Here is a 16,682-nt window from a genome sequence, read left to right on the forward strand (position 1 = left end):
CAACGAAGAAGGTGCGGAAACACCGAAGAACGCGCGTCCGTCAAGACGCGCGCGTCGGCACTGTCCGTCATGACCTGGGAGAACTCAAGATCACACAAGGTGACAAGGTCACGGGGGAAGTGAGATGGCTCACCGGTCATAATTGACCAGAGCACATCACCTTACGATCTTTCAGAAAGATCCGGTAATAAGGGCCATCCCTGCCTTTTCCTGGGGCGGAAAGCCCCAAGAGTGGAGATGTCGGTCGTCACAGAGGTCGACACCTCTCCCTCGGTCACGAATTAATAAAACTCTCATGTCTGGACGCCCCTGCTCAGACATGTGATCGTGTGCGCGCCCTTCTGCCCCGGCGGTTCGCCGTCGGGGCTGTCTGTGCTGTCCCATTCCGCCTGGTACCTACGGGAGTAGACCGCGTGTCCGCGCCGCCACCCAGATTTCTCAGCCCCTTCGTGCGCACGCGCACCAGGCTGTCCCTGACCCTCGGCCTCGTTCTGGCCGCCCTCACCGCTGCCCTCATCCCCTGGTGGCAGCCCCAGACCCCGCCTGTCGCCCAGGGCAACACCAAGGCCACCGAGGCGAAGCCCGCGTCGACCGGCCCCCGTGACGAGTCCGCTGCCGTCGCCGAGGCCAAGCGCACGCGGAAGCAGGTGCTCGTCGACACGGCGACCACCGCCACGCAGCAGACGTGGGCGCTCCCCAACGGGCAGATGCGCTCCCGGATGCACGCCTCGCCGCAGCGCGCGAAGAACGCCGACGGCGAGTGGGCCCCGATCGACAACAAGCTGGTCCGCTCGGCGAAGGCACCGCGTGGCCTCGGCATCACGCCGGTCAACGCCGCCGTGCCCGTGCGGTTCTCCAGCGGCAGCAAGGACGCGTCGCGTGCGGACCGTTCCTTCGCCCGCGCCCCGCAGCCCGGTCAGACCGTCCTCGCCGAGATGGACGTCGCCGGCCACACCGTCGCCTACACCTGGCCGGGCACGCTGCCCGAGCCGGTCCTCGACGGCCCCCGCGCCCTCTACTCCGAGGTCCTGCCCGGCGTCGACCTGCTCCTGGTCGCGCGTGAGGAGGGCGGTGTCGCCCAGCTCCTCATCGTGAAGACTCCGGAAGCGGCCAAGCAGGAGGCGCTGAAGTCGGTCGCGTACGGACTCCAGTCCAAGACGGCCACCTTCCAGCTGGACGCCCCCAAGGGCCGCGTCCTCGTCCTGGACAAGGCCGGCAAGGAAGTCGCCTCGATTCCCACTCCCTTCGCGTGGGACTCCAGCGGCCAGGATCCGGAAGCGCCCGAGAGCGCCCCGCGCACCGCCACCGGTACGCCGGCCGACGTGCTCAAGCTGTCCGGTCTGACCGGTATCGAGCCCGGCGCCCACTCCGCCCAGCTCCCGGTCTCGCTCGACGGGGACAAGACGAGCACCGCCCGTCTGTCGCTGAACGTCGCCGCCACCGGCCTGTTCACCAAGCCGGGCGTGAAGTTCCCGCTGTTCGTCGACCCGACGATGAACTCCGCCTGGCAGGCGTGGACCACCGCCTACAAGAAGTACCCCAACAGCAGCTTCTGGAACGGTACGAACTTCTCCTCCGGCACCTCCGACGCCCGCGTGGGCTACGAGAGCGACACCGGCGGTCTCGGCCGTTCGTTCTGGCGCATGGGCTTCGACCCCGGCATGAAGGGCGCCACGGTCACCCGGGCCTCCTACAAGGTGCTGAACAACCACTCCTGGTCCTGCACCACCCGTGAGTTCCAGTTCTACCTGACCGGTGGCATCTCCACCGGTACGACCTGGAACGCGCAGCCTTCCTGGTCCACCCACCTGCAGTCGAAGTCCTTCGCTCACGGCTGGTCCACCTCCTGCGCGGACGCGTACGAGGCGTTCGACAACGCCAACGTGAAGGCGGCCGCACAGACGGCGGCGAACAACGGCTGGTCGAACATCACCCTGGGCATGCGCGCCACCAGCGAGGGCGACACCCAGACCTGGCGCAAGTTCCGCGCCACCTCCGCCACCCTCGAGGTCGACTACAACCGTCCCCCGAGCGAGCCCACCGCCGGCACCACCGCGCCCGGCGGCGCCTGTGTGCCGGGCCCGGGTGGAGGCGTGACGGTCGGCAAGACCAACATCACCCTGTCGGCCAACGCCAAGGACGGCGACGGCAACCTGTCGAAGCTGCGCTTCCGCTTCCTCAAGACCGGCGGCACCCCGACCGAGTACCCGGTCACCCCGAACTCCAGTGGTACGGCGACGGTGACGATCCCCGTCACGTTCCCGCTGGACGACAAGACCATGTACTCGTGGGACGTGCGGGCCGAGGACTCGGCGGGCGCGGTCTCCTCCTTCTTCCCGCCGAACACCGCCGAGCCGTGCCGCCTCACGATCGACGGCTCGGCCCCGCCGCAGCCCGTCGTCACGAGCAACCTGTTCACCAAGGCCACGTCCGACGGTGCGACCTGGGCGAAGGTGAAGTTCGGGGAGACCGGTGACATCACGTTCACGTCTCCCGGGGCCGCGAAGTTCCGCTACGGCTTCGAGGGCGTGGCGTACACGGACGTGAACGCCACCAACGGCTCGTTCACCAAGAGCGACCTCAAGCCGCCGCACGCCGGCCCGAACTGGCTGCACGTCTTCGCCCTGGACGCGAACGGCAACGTCAGCGCCCGCACCGACTACAACTTCTACGTCCCGCCGCGTGACACGGCCGACGGCCCCGGCGATGTCGGTGGTGACGGCATCGCGGACCTGATGCTCATCGACGCCAACGGCAACCTCTTCTCCTACCCGGGCAGCCCGGGCGGCGAGCTGTACGCCGGCCTGGCCGGCTCGTACACGTCGGACGACAAGCTGCACCCGACGGGCCATTGGTACGACGCCGGCACGGGCCAGGCGGCGATGATCAGCAAGTTCAACGACGTCTACCCCGGAGACGGGACGACCGACCTCTTCGCGCGCACCCCGGACGGCCGGTTCTGGCTCTACCCCGGTGACGGCTACGGCACGTTCAACGTCGACGACCGCCTCGAGATCAAGCTGCCGTCGAACGCGCCCGCTCCCTCCACCTGGATCCAGTTCAAGGCAGTCGGCGACATCACCGGTGACAAGCTCCCCGACGTGGTCGTGCGCGCCGGCACGGCGTTCTGGACCCTGTCCGGCTACACCGGCGCCACGTTCCAGACCGCGACCCTGATGAACGCCGACGTCTGGGCCCGCCGCGAGATCGTCAACGTCGCGGACATCGACCTCGACAACACGCCCGACCTGCTGTGGCGCAGTCTCGACTCCGGCACCATCTACATCCGTCACGGCAAGCCCGGCCCCGTGGCGGGCAGCGTCGACATCAACTCGCTGATGGTCGCGGCCAACTCCCGCGGCGGCGTCGACACCTCGTACGGCTCGAACTGGACCGAGGCGCACATCTCGGCGATCGTCGGCATCCCGGACGTGAACGGAGACCGGATCCCCGACATGTGGGTCCGCTTCAAGGACGACGGCCAGATGCGCATCTACTACCCGTCCACCACCAACACCAACGGGGCCGTCAAGGTCGTCCTCTCCGCCAACTGGGCCGGAGTGAAGGCCTTCGGCTGACGCACCGTCCCCTCTGCCATGAATTCCGGGAGCCCCGGACGCCTCGACGGCGTCCGGGGCTCCCGGCCTGTGGGGCGCGTGCGGTCGGCCTGTCCTACCCGCGCCCGTTCAGAACGCGTTACGGCGCCGCAGGCGCATGGGGCGTCCGTCCGGGTCCACCAGGGCGTGGTGCAGGGGGGTCGTGAGGGCCTTGCGTACCGCGGGCAGCTCCGGCGGGGCGTAGCGGCGCAGGCGGCCCGCCGGCCGGGGGCCCTGGCGGCCGCTCTCGTGCCAGGCGTCCAGCGCCGCGGCGGTCTTCTCGAAGGCGTGGAAGGCGGCCGTGGGGTCGCACAGCTCGTCCGGCTCCCCCGGGGCGGCGGGCTCGGCGTCCAGGTGCTCGCGCATCAGCTCCAGGCGCAGTTCGCGGGCGAACGTGCGGGCGCCGTCGCCGAGTCCGCCCGGATCGGTCGGTTCGCGCGGGTCCTTGGTGCGGTCGACGACGGCGCAGCTGAGTTCGGAGTCGTGGGTCCACGACCGGAGGTTGATGTTGTCGGAGCCGATGGAGGCCCATACGTCGTCGATCACGCACACCTTGGCGTGGACGTAGACGGGGGTGCCGGCGTGGTTCTCCAGGCCGTACACCGCGACGCGGTCGCCTCCGGCGCGGCGCAGCTCGGCGAGGGCCGTGATCCGCCCGATCAGGTTCATCGGGAGGGAGATCCGGCCGTCCTGGTCGGGCAGCGAGGGGATGACGCCGATGAGGCGCAGCTCCGGGTTCGTGCGCAGGGCGCGGGCGAAGCTGGCCACCACCCGGGGCGACCAGAGGTACTGGTCCTCCAGGTAGATCAGCGACCTGGCCCGGCGCAGCGCCTTGAGGTAGGCGCGGGCGATGCTGCGCTCGCCGTCGGGAGCGAAGGGGTAGCCGCGCAGCAGGCGGTTGGGGTAGGTCCGCAGCACCTGGACGCTCTGTCCGCCCCGGGGCTCGGGGTCGGGGGTCTGCTCGGGGAGCCGGTCCGCGCTGGTGTCCTCGCGGTGCAACAGCTCCCGCAGACGGGTGAGGGGGCTGCGGCTGAGCGGGGACGGGTCCTCCCACCGCTCGCGGAAGACGGTCTCGATGTCGCCGACGGCCGGTCCGCGCAGGGCGAGCTGGACGTCGTGCCAGGGCGGGCGGGGGCCGTAGGCGGCGGCGAGGGGCAGCGCCTGGGGGTCGCCCTCGTGGGTGGCGTCGTCGTTGCGGCTGTGGCAGAGGTCGATGCCGCCGATGTAGGCGACATCCCGTTCGGGGCGGCCGGGGTGGCGCAGCACCACCATCTTCTGGTGGTGGGAGCCGCCGGGGCGGACCCGCATGTCGAGGAGGCACTCGCCGCCGCCCTCTTCGATCTCCTCGCCGAGGTGGCGGTTCTCCTCCTCGCTGAAGCGGAAATTGTCCAGGTGGGAGCGCCAGAGGAGCCCCTTGACGATCACGCCCCGGCGGGCGGCGTCCCTCAGGACCGCACCGATCTCGCTGCCGGGGCCGTCGAGCCGCTCGTCGGGGTCGCCGCGCCAGTCGGTGAACATCAGCAGGTCGCCCTCGCGCATGGCGCGAATCGCGGTGAGAAGTTCCGCGAAGTAGGCGGCGCCGTGGACCACGGGCCGCGCGTCGTTTCCTTCCGACCAGGTCGCGCCGTCGGGGTGGCGCCGGTCGAGGCGGCTCGCGGTGTTGCCGCGCTCGCCGGGTACGAGAAGCCATTCGGCATGTGTCACAGGATCGGTCCTCCTCTCCCGCGCCTACCCGCCCCCGAACGCCCGGAACGCCGCACGGGCGGGATTCCTCCGGCTCGTACGGCGCTCCGGGATGACCGGGTCTCATTCCTCATCGGAGAGGCGACCGGCCTCACCAGTAATGCGACCGGCCTCCGACCGCGTGCCCGGCCGCGCCCGCTATCCAGAGGACGAGACCGATCACGGCGAGGATCAGGCCTATCGTCCACAGAATCGAAATTCCGGTGACGAATCCGATGATCAGCAGGATCACTCCGAGGACAATCACGACGACCTCCCAGCACCTCCATGGATGACTCCGCCGAGAAGAACGGAGTGAAAAGGCACTGTGCGAGTACCACTGTCGGGGGCATTTCATTCATGGTCGGCGCGAGAATTTGACGTGGGGTGGCTCGGGCGCCTGCCCGCGGCCGCCGCACCGATCTTCGACCCGTCAGCCCTGGTCGCTCTCCGGCGACGGGTCGTCGTCCTTACGCGAGCCCTTCCGGGTGCCCTGGGCGGCTCCGCCGTCGACGACGGCGTCCTCGGCCTCGCGGCGCGACTCCTCGTCGCCGCTCTCCCCCACGGCTTCCGACGGGGTGGTGTCGGAGCGCTGCTCTCCGCGCTTCTCCTCGGTCATGGTCGTACTCCTTCGGTCGTGGTCGTGGTCGTGGTCGTGGCGGGTCGGACGAGGTGGGGCTCAGGACGGCGGGTACGGGGACGTCTTCAGGCGCCGGGCCAGGTGGGCCGTGTTGGCGGCGAGGGTGGCGGTCGTCGCGGCGGTGGCCTTGGGGGTCTCGTCGAGGTCCTGGAAGTCGGTGCCCTGCATCGCCTCGCCCACCCAGTACGTCACCGCGTTGGGGGCGAGGGTGAAGCCGACGTCGTTGAGGCCCTGGAAGAGGTCGGCGCTGACCTTGTGCGCGCCGTCCTCGTTGCCGACCACGCAGACGCCGGCGACCTTGCCGTACGTCAGCATGCGGCCCTCGTCGTCCGTCTCCGAGATCTCCGCGTTCAGGCGCTCCAGTACCCGCTGGGCGATGCTGGAGGGGTGTCCGAGCCAGATCGGGGTGGACAGGATCAGGATGTCCGCTCCGAGAATGGTGTCCCGGATCTCGGGCCAGTCGTCTCCCTGCCCCATGTCGGTCCCGATGCCGGGAAGGACGTTGCGGTCGGCGATGCGGATCGTCTTGCCCGTGACGCCGTGGTCGGCGAGGGCCGCCATGGTCTGCTCGGCCAGCAGCTGGGAGCTGGAGGGGGCGGGCGACGGCGAGAGGCTGCAGACGAGGGCGACGGCGCGCAGTGGTGTGGTGTCCATGAGTCCCCCGCTACCCGACAACAGGTCCCCTATGTCATCCCAAGCGGCATATTGCGTCATCTGACACACGCCGGACGCCCCGCCCCCGGGGGAGGGGGCGGGGCGTGGGCGCCGGTGTCCGGGCCGGGGGTCCGGGTCCGGGCCGGGGCGTCAGATGCGGCCGCGGGCGAGCCGCGTCAGCGGGCCGACCGCCGGCTTGGCCGTGGAGCGGCCTATCGCGAAGGCGGCGCCGGCCACACCGGCGACTCCCGCCGCCGCGCCGGCCGCGATGGCCTTGCGCTGCTTGACGACCGTCCAGGCCGTCGTGGCCACGGTGGCCGCCTTGGCGGCGTTGGCGGTCACGGCCTGCTGGCCGCTCTGGAGGCCGCTCGCCGCGGCACGGCCGACACGCTTGGTGGCGTCTCCCGCCGACCGCACGCTCGTCGTCGTGGACTTCTCGGCGTCCCGTGCCGCCGAACCGGCCTTGGCGGCCGCGCCGGAGGCCTTCGTCTCGGTCCGCTTGGCCGCAGTCTTCTTGGCCTGGGCGGTGCTGGAATTCCTGGCGTTGTCGCTTTCAGCAGTCATGGTATTCCTCCTTGCCGTTCAACCGCGTATGAAACGGTCTGTGTAGGGACGGAAACCGTGCGGGTCAGTTCCCGTCACGGGGAAGCAGTGAGCCCAACGGGCCCAGATCCAGATTGAGATCGTCCATGGAAAGGCCGTACCGCTCGCACAGCTCTTCCATGCGTTCGTGAAGAATCATCAACGTCATTCCGATGCGTTCTTCCTGGTCCTCACTGAGGTCGCCCTGGTCGACCCGGTGGACCGCCGTCCTTTCCATCAGCTGACGCAGCAACTCGACGATGGTCAGGACGAGTTTCATCAGGTCCCGTTCGACCGTGTCCGGGTCGGTGGCCAGCCTGCGGGCCGTCTCGTTCACTGCGGGGACCCCCTTCCGTAGAGTTCCGGCGCCGGTTCCTCACCGGTGATCGAGCGGATGACCGCACGAAGGTTGATGTGGACCAGGTCGACGTCGGCGATGGACAGGACGAGGTCCCCGGTCAGGACCGCCCCGCCGGTCAGGAGGCGGTCCAGCAGGTCGATGAGGGCGACCGGCGGCCCGGCCACGGGCTCGGTGTCCAGGAGGCGTCCGTCGGAGCGCACCCGGCCGAGGTCGTGGAACCGGTCGTCGGCGTACGGGGTGCTCATCGCGGCGCACCCTCGTCCTCCCCCGGCCCGGCACCGTCCGACGCGTCCCCGCCGACGCCGTCCGGTGTCGCGAACGAGTACGGGGCCCAGGGGCCGGTCACCTCGACGTGGACGCCGGGAGTGCGACCGTCCAGGCCGCCGACGTACTCCCGGAACCGGTCCACGCTCTCCACCGGCACCAGATACGCCTCGTTGGAGAGGTTCTCGCCGCGGTGCCGGGACAACTCCCCCTGCTGGGGGCGGTGGACGGCCCTGGCGCGGGCCAGCCCTTCGGCCAGGTGCGCCGCTTCCGCCGCGACGTCGCCGGCGGCGCGGTACAGGTCCTGGGTGGTGCGCCGCCGCGCCCGGCGCTGGGCCAGGTACGCGCGTCCCGGGCTCGCGGAGCCGGCGGCGGCCTCGGGCGCGGGGGGCTCGGCGGGGGCCGGTACCGCGTCGGGGTCCGCGTAGATCTTCACACCCAGCTCGACGTGCCCGTCGAGGCCGGCGAGGAGGTCCGTGAACCGGTGCCGCTCCTCGGTGAGCATGGCGACCACGCGGCTTTCGTCGCGGTAGACCGTCGCGAGGCGCAGGGGCAGGACGACGGTCTCGGCGAACGCGGCGACGACCACGGCGTGGTGCGCGCGGGCGATCGCCTCCAGCCTCGCCAGGTCCTCCAGTTGGGCGCGGAGCGCCTGTTCGCCGAAGACGTCGGCGGGCACGGTCGACACGAGGGCGACGAGCCCGTCGACGCCGGTCAGCCGGAGGGCGTGTCCGTCGACGCCGGTCATCCCGGCGGCGGTACGGCGCAGTCCCCCGTCGTCGCGGCCGACGGCGTAGACGTACGTCAGCTCCGCACCGGCCTCGGCGCGGGCGGTGACGCCGGTCGCGGGGCCTGCGGAGGCGGTCGGCGCGAGCCCGGTCCGGTCCTCCGGCGCGATGCCGATGCCCAGACCGGTGGCGGTGGCGGTGGCGGTGGCGGTGTCATGGCCGGGGGCGGGGGCCGTGGGGCCGGCGAGGGGGCGTTCCGCCGTCTCCCCGGTCTGCTCCCGGGTCTGCTCTCGGGTGCTCACCGTTCGTTCTCCTCGTTCCGGACCGCGCCGCCGGCGGGGGCCGTCTCCGGCGCGTCCGCGTCCGGGGCCGGTGCGATCGCCGTCGCCCGCAGCCGGGCCAGTTCCGCGCGGAGGCGCTCGTTCTCCTCGGCCAGCGGATCCCGCTGCCCGGCCGCCCCCTGAGGGCTCTCGATCGGCTGCGCCGGGCGGGCCCGGGAGGAGAGGGAGGGGTCGTGCTCCCACCAGTCGATGCCCATCTCCTTCGCCTTGTCGACCGAGGCGACGAGCAGACGGAGCTTGATCGTCAGGAGCTCGATGTCGAGGAGGTTGATCTTGATGTCGCCCGCGATGACGATGCCCTTGTCGAGCACCCGCTCCAGGATGTCCGCGAGGTTCGCGGACGAGCCCTGCGAACCGTGGACCGGTGAGGTGCGCGGTGGGGCCGGCAGACGGCCTGCGAATGATTCGGACACGGTGTCGCCCCTGTCGTTCGGTGCTCGGGCTCTCGGTCGGCTGCGGACGGGCGCCCGGCGCGTGGGAACGGCGGACGGGCTCGTCGTCGTGGTGGCTTGTCGTCGCGGTGGCTTCTCGTCGGGGTGGTCTTCCTTCGCGAGGTCGTCTACCTCCGCACGAGCGTCCTATGCCTCCGCGCGAGCGTCGTACGTCACACCCACCGCGCCGGTCCGCACCCCCGAGGCCCTTCGGGAGGGGGCGGGGCCGAGCCGGGCGCGCCGCTCGTGGGCGCGCCCGTCTCCGCTCGGCCCCGCCGGGACCCGCTCGCCGGAGCCGCGGTCACATGGCCCTCAGGGGTCATGAGCCGCTCCCCCGGCGCTGCCGGTACTCCTCGATCGCCTCGAGGTGGTCCAGCAGTTCGTCCTCCCGCCGGTCGAACTCCTCCGCGTCGATGCGGCCTTCGGTCAGCTCGTCCGCGAGTGCGGCGAGCTGCCTGCGCACGGGCTCGGGGTCGTAGTACTCCCGCTCGGCGGCGAGCACCACCTGGTCGAGCACCCAGGCCGTACCGCGCAGGGGGGCCATCGGGAAGGTCAGTACACCGGTGATGAGCCCCATGGTGGGTGCCTCCCTTCCGGAACGCTCACACGAAGCTGTACGGCGGGAGCGGACCGGTCAGCGTGAAGGTGTAGGCGGTGCCCCGCCGTTCGGCCTCCTGGCTGACGGCCCGGACGAAGGCGTCCGACGACGCGGCCGGAACGAGGAAGGAGACGTTGAGGAAGTGGCTCGCCCCCGGCTCGGCGCGGGAGACGCGGGCCGCGGCCGGGGCGAGGCGCTCCAGGGTGTCCTCGGCCTGACCGCCGCCGCGGGCGGCGACCTCCTGGGCGACCAGTTCGCCCAGCGCGATCCGGTCCTCCTGGGCGGCCGGGTTCGAGCGCGTGCGCTCGTTGAGCTCCCGGACCTGGTCGGAGTGGGCCATGATCTCGCGCAGCAGGTCCTGTTCGTCCCGGGCGGCCTTGAGGTTGTACTCGACGTGGCCGTCGAGTTCGGCCAGCCGCTGACGGTAGGCCGGCGCCTCCTGGCCGAGTACCTCGGCCACCCGCGCGTCGTCGGGGCCGAGGAGACCGAACCGCATCGGCAGGGTCGCTCCGTCCGACATCAGCGCTTCGAGGACGTGCTCGTGGGCGAGGACGTCACGGCGCTTGGCCCGCAGGCCCTCGGGCGCGTCACTGACGACCGCGGCCACCGAGTCCGCCGTGACGGCCCGCAGCGGCGACGGGGGTTCGCCGACGCCCTGGAGGTTGTCCAGGCGCAGGGGGTGGTCGGCGGAGGTGATGGCGTATACGTAGGTGGACACCTGCTACTCCTCGCGCTCGCGTCGCTGGGCGGACGAGCGGCTCGACGTCGACTTGCGCGCCGGCTGCTTCCGCCCCTCTTCCTCGTCTTCGTCGTTCTTGGTCTTCAGGGAATCCGTGAAGGCCTCCATGGCTCCGCTCAGCGCGCCTTTCGACTTTCCTTTGGCGCCGCTCTCGGTCACATCACCGACGATGTCGGTGAGCTGCGCGGGGGCCTTGCGGCCGGATTCCAGGTCGAGTCGGTTGCACGCCTCGGCGAACCGCAGATACGTGTCCACACTGGCGACGACCACTCGGACGTCGATCTTGAGGATTTCGATTCCGACCAGGGAGACGCGAACGAACGCGTCGATCACGAGACCTCGGTCGAGAATGAGTTCCAGAACATCGTAGAGATTGCCCGAGCCGCTTCCGCCGCTCGTTGCGTTGCTCTGCTGGACGAGTGTCACGGTGAAACTCCTTCCGGTGATGCCTGTGGCGGCCGGCGTCCCTTACACGGGGCGGCCGGCGCGCCCGTCCGCCGTCAGCGGCGGTCGATCTGGCCTCGGGCGTAGCGCTTGGTGCGCTCGTAGCCGACGAGCCGGCCCTCGGGATCGAGAGCGACGTGGTAAGACGCCATGACGCTCATCGTGTCCGGAACCTTTTCGAGTTCGACCACTTCCACATCGGCCTGCCAGCCGTCCTCGGTGGCTTTCACCGAGGAGACCGATCCCGCTGCGCACCCGAGAAGTTCGGAGAGTTGACCGGCGGCCCGGCGCATGGCCGTGGCGATGTCGACGCGCTCGCCGGTCTTCTTGTCGTCTTCTTTGTCAGTCGCGTTCATGATCCCGCCTGTAGGGCCCGGAAGATCGGCCGGGAGAGGTGTGTTTCTCCGTCCGCCGTCTATGGCTGACGTTCGCGTGCCCGGGTGTTCCGAACGTATGCGTGACTCACGCCGATTCGGCCCGCCGGTTCGAGGAAATCCGGTCCGCGGCTCACAAACCGCATCGCCGGTGCGGGAGATGACGGGGGCTCCGGAGCGGGCGGTCCCGGCGTCGAGACGTACGTCACAGGCGCCACGGCGCCCGGTCCCCGTGCCTGCCCGGCGACCTCGGTCGGATGACCGATGTGGACGGCGGGGCGGGGCGCGCATAGTCCTTCCGGACCGGCACACACGAGGCGGCAGGCTCCGGCCGGCCGCCCTTCCTCGCGGTCCGTCGCGCTATCGAAAGGACCCCGCAGTGACCACGGACGCGGATCTGGTGTTCCTCGACGGACAGGTCGTCACCGTCGACCCCGACTTCGCCGTCGCCTCGGCGCTCGCCGTGACCGGCGGGGTCATCAGCGCCGTCGGGAGCCGGGAGGACGTCGCGCCGCTCATCGGCCCGGGCACCCGGGTCGTCGGCCTCGCGGGGGCGACGCTGCTTCCCGGTATCAACGACTCCCATCTCCACGGCTGCGCGTTCGGTCTGACCAGGCCGCCGCTGTCGCTCGACGTCGGCCATCCCGCCGTACGGTCCCTGGCCGACGTGGCCGCCGCCGTCCGCGAGGCGGCCGGGCGGGTCCCGGCGGGCGAGTGGATCGTCGGGTGCGGCTGGGACCCCGGCTTTCTCGACGAGTGCGTCGCCGATCCGTCCCGGCTGCCGACCCGGCAGGACCTGGACGCCGTCAGTCCGGACCACCCGGTGCTGCTGCACTCGTTCTCCGGCCACGCCACCTGGGTCAACTCCCGTGCCCTGCGGCTCGCCGGCGTCGACCGGGACACCGTCGCCCCGCCCGGCTCGGTCATCGTCACCGACGGCGCCGGGGAGCCCACCGGCCTGCTGCAGGAGGGGGCGCAGGCCTTCGTCGAACGGGTGCTGCCGCCCCTCTCCCCCGAGACGCGCACCGCCGCGGTCAGGGCGGCCCTGGAGACGCTCGCCGGGCTCGGGATCACCAGCTTCACGGAGCCGGGCCTGGGCCCCGGCGGCGACCGCATCATGCGCGGTTCCATGGGCTCGGTCACCCTCGACGTCTACCGCCGGCTGCTCGCCGACGGGGAGCTGACGGCACGGGTCGGCGTCCTGCTGCTGCCGACCGGCATGGCGAGCACCGCCGAGGAGTTCGCCCGCGCCCTGGACACGATGGAGGTCCCGGCCGACACCGATCCGCGGCTGCTGCGGATCCTCGGCGTCAAGGTCTTCGCCGACGGCATCGTCCCCAACAGGACGGCGTGGATGCACGAGTCGTACGTCGGCGGGGGCTGCGGCGCCCTCTGCGTCGGCGGCGGTACGGACGCGGAGCGGGTCGCCGAGATGGGGGCGATGCTGCGTCACGCGCACCGGGCGGGATACCAGCTCGGCGTCCACGTCACGGGCGACCGCGCGATCGACACCGTCGTCGACGCCTTCACCGCCGCGACGGCCGAGCACCCCCGCCCCGACGCCCGGCACTACGTCATCCACGGCGACTTCCTGGGCCCGCGCAGCATGAAGGCGCTGGCCGAGCACGGCTTCGGGGTCAACATGAACCCCACCATCAAGTGGACCGTCGCGGACATGGAGGAGGAGTTCGTGGGCCCGGAGCGGGCGGCGTACGCCTGGCCCTACCGGGACGCCATCGACGCGGGGGTGCGGGTGGCCAGCGGCTCCGACGCCCCCGTGACCTTCCCGGACTGGCGGCAGGGCGTCGCCACGATGCTGCTCCGCGAGTCGAAGGGCTCGGGCCGGGTCAGCGGGCCCGGCCAGCGCATCGGGCTCGCGGAGGCGATCCGTACGTACACCGTCGACGCGGCCTGGCAGGACTTCGCCGAGGACTGGAAAGGCTCCCTGGAGGTGGGGAAGGTCGCGGACCTCTGCGTGCTCGGCGGGAATCTGCTGACCGCCAATCCGCACGACATCCCGCGAATGCCGGTCCTCCTCACCGTCGTGGACGGCCGCGTCGTCCACGACGCCATGCCGGTTTGACCCCGCCCGATTCCATGATCACCCTGGGGGCATGACATCCGAACGGAGCACCTCGGCCGTTCTGGCCGCGGCCCTCCACGTGCGCGAGACGGCCCGGAACGCGGCCGAAGGCGCCGCCGGAGCCGACACGGTCCTGGCGGCGCTGTCCGAGGTCGTGGCGTACGACCACGCCTCCCTGACCCGGTGGGATCCGCTGCGGCGCCACCACACCACGCTGGCGGGCGACTATCCGTACGACGCCACGGCGTACATCGAGACACGGCTCCACGACGACCCGGTCTTCGCGGTGCTCCGCGACCCGGCGCGCGGCGGGCTGTGGCTGCAGGACGTCCCGCCGCCGCTCCTCGCGGCCTCGCCGGGCTTCCGGGACGTGCTGCGGCCGCTGGGCATCGAGGACGGGGTCGCGCAGTGCCTGTTCGCGCCGGACGGCCGGTACGTCGGGATGCTCAACGTCAGCACGCGCCGGCCCCGATGCCCGCGCGACCCGGCACGGGCCGTGGTGACGCTGCTCACCGAGTCCCTGGCCCTGCTCACGGCCTCGTTCGCCGGCCCCGTACCGCGGGAGTCCGCGACCGGTGGGTACGGGAGGAGGGCGTACGGCTCCGCCGCCGCGCCGGGCGGGCTGTCCCCGCGCGAACTGGAGGTGCTGGGCGGGCTGACCGGCGGGCGGACCAACCGGGAGATCGCGGGGCGGCTGCACATCGCCCCGCGCACGGTGGCCACGCACGTCGAGCACATCCTGGCCAAGCTCGACCTCCCCAACCGGGCGGCGGCCGCCGCCCGCGCGGCCGCCTGGGGGCTCGAACCGGGTCCGTGAGCGGTGCGACCGAGCCGGGGAGGCGTGCTTGCGGGGCGTCAGGCCCGTTCGTCCACGCGCCCGTTCAGGGAGAAGAGAAGCCATTCGAGCCAGTCGGCCGTGACCCCGAGGGACGCCGCCCGCAACCGGCGGCACAGCGCGGTCCGTTCGGCGGATGCCGAGGGGGCGGGTGGCGGTGACGCGACGAGGGGCCGTTCCCTTCGGAAGGGAACGGCCCCGTGCGTCGGTCGGGACGGGCGTCAGCGGCGGCTGCGTACCAGCAGGTACAGGAAGTACGGCGTGCCGATCACCGCCGTCATGTGGCCCGCGCCGAGTTGGGCCGGGGCGATCACCGTGCGGCCGACCAGGTCCGCGACGGAGACGAGGAGCGCGCCGAGGAGCAGGGCGACGGGGACGACCCGGGTGTGGCGGCGGCCGACGAGGGCGCGGGCGGCGTGCGGGGCGACGAGGCCGACGAAGCCGATCGTGCCGGCGGCCGACACGGCGGTGGCGCTGAGCAGGACGCTGAGGACGAGGAAGCCGAGGCGCCCCTTGCCGACGTCGAGGCCGAGGAGCCGGGGCGTGTCCTCGTCGAGGGAGATCAGGTCGAGTTCGGTGCGCTGGGTGACGGCGACGAACACGCCCACGACCAGGACCGCGGCGAGGGGCAGCAGATCGGGGAAGGTCCGGCCGTAGGTGGAGCCGGAGAGCCAGGTCAGCGCCTTGATGGCGTTGAACGGGTCGGTGAGGATGATCAGCAGGCTGACCAGGGCGGAGGTGGCGGTGGCGACGCCGAAGCCGACGAGGACGAGCCGGTTCTGCTGGAACCCGCCCTTCGCGGCGAGCCCGAAGACGACCGTGGCGCTGATCGCGGCGCCCGCGAACGCGGCGCCCGCCACGCTCCACGACGCGGCGAGGGGAACGGTGGTCACCAGCAGGACGGCGCCGAGGGCCGCGCCGCCGGTGACGCCGAGGATGCCGGGCTCCGCGAGCGGGTTGCGGGTGACGGCCTGGACGAGGGTGCCGGCCAGGGCGAGGGCCGCGCCCGCGAGGAGCGCGGCGAAGACGCGGGGCAGCCGGGTGTCGAGGACGAACGAGACGGCCCGCCCGGCCCTGCCCTGCGCCCAGTTCACGACGTCGCCGAGCAGCAGCGCGGTGTCGCCCAGCAGGACGGCGCCGATGGTGACGCCGACGAGGGCGGCCGCCAGGACGGCGGTGGTGGCGAGGAAGACGGTCCGGCTGCGCAGGCGCAGCCGTTCGGTCGCCGTGGTTCCCGCGGTGTCGCGGACCCGGGTGGCCAGGACGATGAGGAAGCAGGCGCCGACCAGGCTGGTGACGACGCCGGTCGGTACGGCGACGGCGAGGTCCGCGGGGACGACGGAGCGCAGGAGGACGTCGGAGCCGAGGACGAGCGCGGCGCCGGCGAGGCCGGTGAGCGGCAGGCCGGCGCGCGACTTGGCGAAGCCCCGGAAGCGGCGGGCGAGCGGGCGGACCAGCGCGGGGGCGCAGAGGCCGACGAAGCCGATCGGCCCGGCGAGGGTGACGGCCGCCGCGGAGAGCATGGCGGCGAGCACGACCGCGGTGACGCGGGTGGTGCGGACCGGGACGCCGAGGCCGCGGGCCGCGTCGTCGCCGAGTGCCAGGGCGTCGACCCGTCGGGCGACGAGGAGGAGTCCGAGAAGGGCGAGGACGCAGACGGGCGCCAGTTGCAGGACGCCGTCGAATCCGCTCTGGGAGATGCTGCCCTGGTTCCACTGGTAGAGGCCGTCGGTCTGCCGGGGGAAGAGCAGGAGGAGTCCCTCGGTGGCGGCGGTGAGGCCGAGGGTGAGAGCGCTGCCGGCGAGGACGAGCCGTACGGTGCCCGCTCCGAGTCCGGACAGGCCGAGGACGACGGCGGCCGCGGCGAGGCCGCCGGCGAAGGCGACGCCGGCGCCGGCGACCAGCGGGAGGGTGAGGCCGGTGACGGAGGCGGCACCGAGGGCGAGGTAGGAGCCGGCGTTGACGGCGAGGGTGTCGGGTGAGGCGATGACGTTGCGGCTCACGGCCTGCAGGGCTGCGCCCGCCATGCCGAGGACGACGCCGACGAGGATGCCGGCGGCCGCGCGGGGCAGCCGGGAGGCGATGACGACGGAGGCGTCGGAGGGGTCGGCTCGGCCGGTGAGGGCCTTCCAGACCTCCGGCGCGCCGACGGCGGCGGTGCCCTGGGTGATGTCGACGGTCGCGAGGACGGCGACGAGGAGGACGAGGCCGGCCGTCACCGCGACCGCGCCCGTACGGGACGCGGCCGCCGCGGGACGGGTGGCGGTGGTGGTCGAGGTGACGGCCATGG

17 protein-coding genes are annotated in these 16,682 nt (G+C 72.0%); 3 read left to right on the forward strand and 14 right to left on the reverse strand.

Going from position 1 to position 16,682, the window contains the following annotated elements; genetic code table 11:
• The first annotated feature begins 449 nt into the window (after positions 1–449).
• Positions 450–3,578 carry a hypothetical protein gene (locus tag ACZ6RC_RS11905; RefSeq protein WP_469581434.1) on the forward strand — a complete coding sequence of 1,043 codons (3,129 nt, stop codon included), beginning with the start codon at positions 450–452 and terminating at the stop codon, positions 3,576–3,578.
• A 108-nt stretch (positions 3,579–3,686) separates the two neighbouring features.
• On the opposite strand, the gene ACZ6RC_RS11910 is transcribed toward ACZ6RC_RS11905, so the two are convergent.
• The 13 genes from ACZ6RC_RS11910 to ACZ6RC_RS11970 form a co-directional block, all read right to left on the reverse strand.
• Positions 3,687–5,300 (reverse strand): phospholipase D family protein, encoded by a 1,614-nt coding sequence (locus ACZ6RC_RS11910; protein ID WP_469581437.1) that lies wholly within the window; start codon positions 5,298–5,300, stop codon positions 3,687–3,689.
• Positions 5,301–5,430: 130 nt separating this feature from the next.
• Positions 5,431–5,586, reverse strand: coding sequence for a DUF6131 family protein (locus tag ACZ6RC_RS11915; protein WP_391134826.1), 156 nt, complete (start codon positions 5,584–5,586; stop codon positions 5,431–5,433).
• A 165-nt stretch (positions 5,587–5,751) separates the two neighbouring features.
• Entirely contained in the window at positions 5,752–5,937 is a 186-nt protein-coding gene (locus ACZ6RC_RS11920; protein ID WP_391134829.1) for a hypothetical protein, read from the reverse strand.
• Positions 5,938–5,997: 60 nt separating this feature from the next.
• Positions 5,998–6,612, reverse strand: a complete 615-nt coding sequence (locus tag ACZ6RC_RS11925; RefSeq protein WP_391134833.1) for a flavodoxin family protein — start codon at positions 6,610–6,612, stop codon at positions 5,998–6,000.
• A 150-nt stretch (positions 6,613–6,762) separates the two neighbouring features.
• On the reverse strand, positions 6,763–7,176 hold the full coding sequence (locus ACZ6RC_RS11930) for a hypothetical protein (RefSeq protein ID WP_453611206.1): 414 nt from the start codon (positions 7,174–7,176) through the stop codon (positions 6,763–6,765).
• 64 nt (positions 7,177–7,240) lie between these two features.
• Entirely contained in the window at positions 7,241–7,531 is a 291-nt protein-coding gene (locus ACZ6RC_RS11935) for a gas vesicle protein K (RefSeq protein WP_391134839.1), read from the reverse strand.
• On the reverse strand, positions 7,528–7,800 hold the full coding sequence (locus tag ACZ6RC_RS11940; protein ID WP_391134842.1) for a gas vesicle protein: 273 nt from the start codon (positions 7,798–7,800) through the stop codon (positions 7,528–7,530). The genes ACZ6RC_RS11935 and ACZ6RC_RS11940 overlap by 4 nt, the downstream gene beginning before the upstream one ends.
• A complete protein-coding gene (locus ACZ6RC_RS11945; RefSeq protein WP_469581444.1) occupies positions 7,797–8,849 on the reverse strand; it encodes a GvpL/GvpF family gas vesicle protein in 1,053 nt (350 codons plus the stop codon). The genes ACZ6RC_RS11940 and ACZ6RC_RS11945 overlap by 4 nt, the downstream gene beginning before the upstream one ends.
• A complete protein-coding gene (locus ACZ6RC_RS11950; RefSeq protein WP_469581447.1) occupies positions 8,846–9,301 on the reverse strand; it encodes a gas vesicle protein in 456 nt (151 codons plus the stop codon). Before ACZ6RC_RS11950 ends, ACZ6RC_RS11945 begins: the two co-directional genes overlap by 4 nt.
• Before the next feature lie 337 nt (positions 9,302–9,638).
• On the reverse strand, positions 9,639–9,896 hold the full coding sequence (locus tag ACZ6RC_RS11955) for a gas vesicle protein GvpG (protein WP_391134852.1): 258 nt from the start codon (positions 9,894–9,896) through the stop codon (positions 9,639–9,641).
• Between the two features lie 25 nt (positions 9,897–9,921).
• Positions 9,922–10,635: a GvpL/GvpF family gas vesicle protein gene (locus ACZ6RC_RS11960; RefSeq protein WP_391134855.1), complete on the reverse strand. Its 714-nt coding sequence runs from the start codon at positions 10,633–10,635 to the stop codon at positions 9,922–9,924.
• Positions 10,636–10,638: 3 nt separating this feature from the next.
• Positions 10,639–11,082, reverse strand: a complete 444-nt coding sequence (locus ACZ6RC_RS11965; RefSeq protein WP_391134858.1) for a gas vesicle structural protein GvpA — start codon at positions 11,080–11,082, stop codon at positions 10,639–10,641.
• 74 nt (positions 11,083–11,156) lie between these two features.
• Positions 11,157–11,456, reverse strand: a complete 300-nt coding sequence (locus tag ACZ6RC_RS11970) for a gas vesicle protein GvpO (RefSeq protein WP_391134861.1) — start codon at positions 11,454–11,456, stop codon at positions 11,157–11,159.
• 397 nt (positions 11,457–11,853) lie between these two features.
• Here ACZ6RC_RS11970 and ACZ6RC_RS11975 point away from each other — a divergent pair, with 397 nt between their 5' ends.
• Together ACZ6RC_RS11975 and ACZ6RC_RS11980 are read left to right on the forward strand one after the other, a co-directional pair.
• Complete coding sequence (locus ACZ6RC_RS11975) at positions 11,854–13,557, forward strand: amidohydrolase (RefSeq protein ID WP_469581453.1); 1,704 nt, start codon at positions 11,854–11,856, stop codon at positions 13,555–13,557.
• Positions 13,558–13,588: 31 nt separating this feature from the next.
• Complete coding sequence (locus ACZ6RC_RS11980) at positions 13,589–14,374, forward strand: helix-turn-helix transcriptional regulator (RefSeq protein ID WP_469581456.1); 786 nt, start codon at positions 13,589–13,591, stop codon at positions 14,372–14,374.
• A gap of 239 nt (positions 14,375–14,613) precedes the next feature.
• Here ACZ6RC_RS11980 and ACZ6RC_RS11985 read toward each other — a convergent pair whose 3' ends face one another.
• Positions 14,614–16,680: an iron ABC transporter permease gene (locus ACZ6RC_RS11985; protein ID WP_469581459.1), complete on the reverse strand. Its 2,067-nt coding sequence runs from the start codon at positions 16,678–16,680 to the stop codon at positions 14,614–14,616.
• Positions 16,681–16,682 lie beyond the last annotated feature (2 nt).

It is taken from the genome of Streptomyces sp. NPDC048353, from assembly GCF_055587165.1.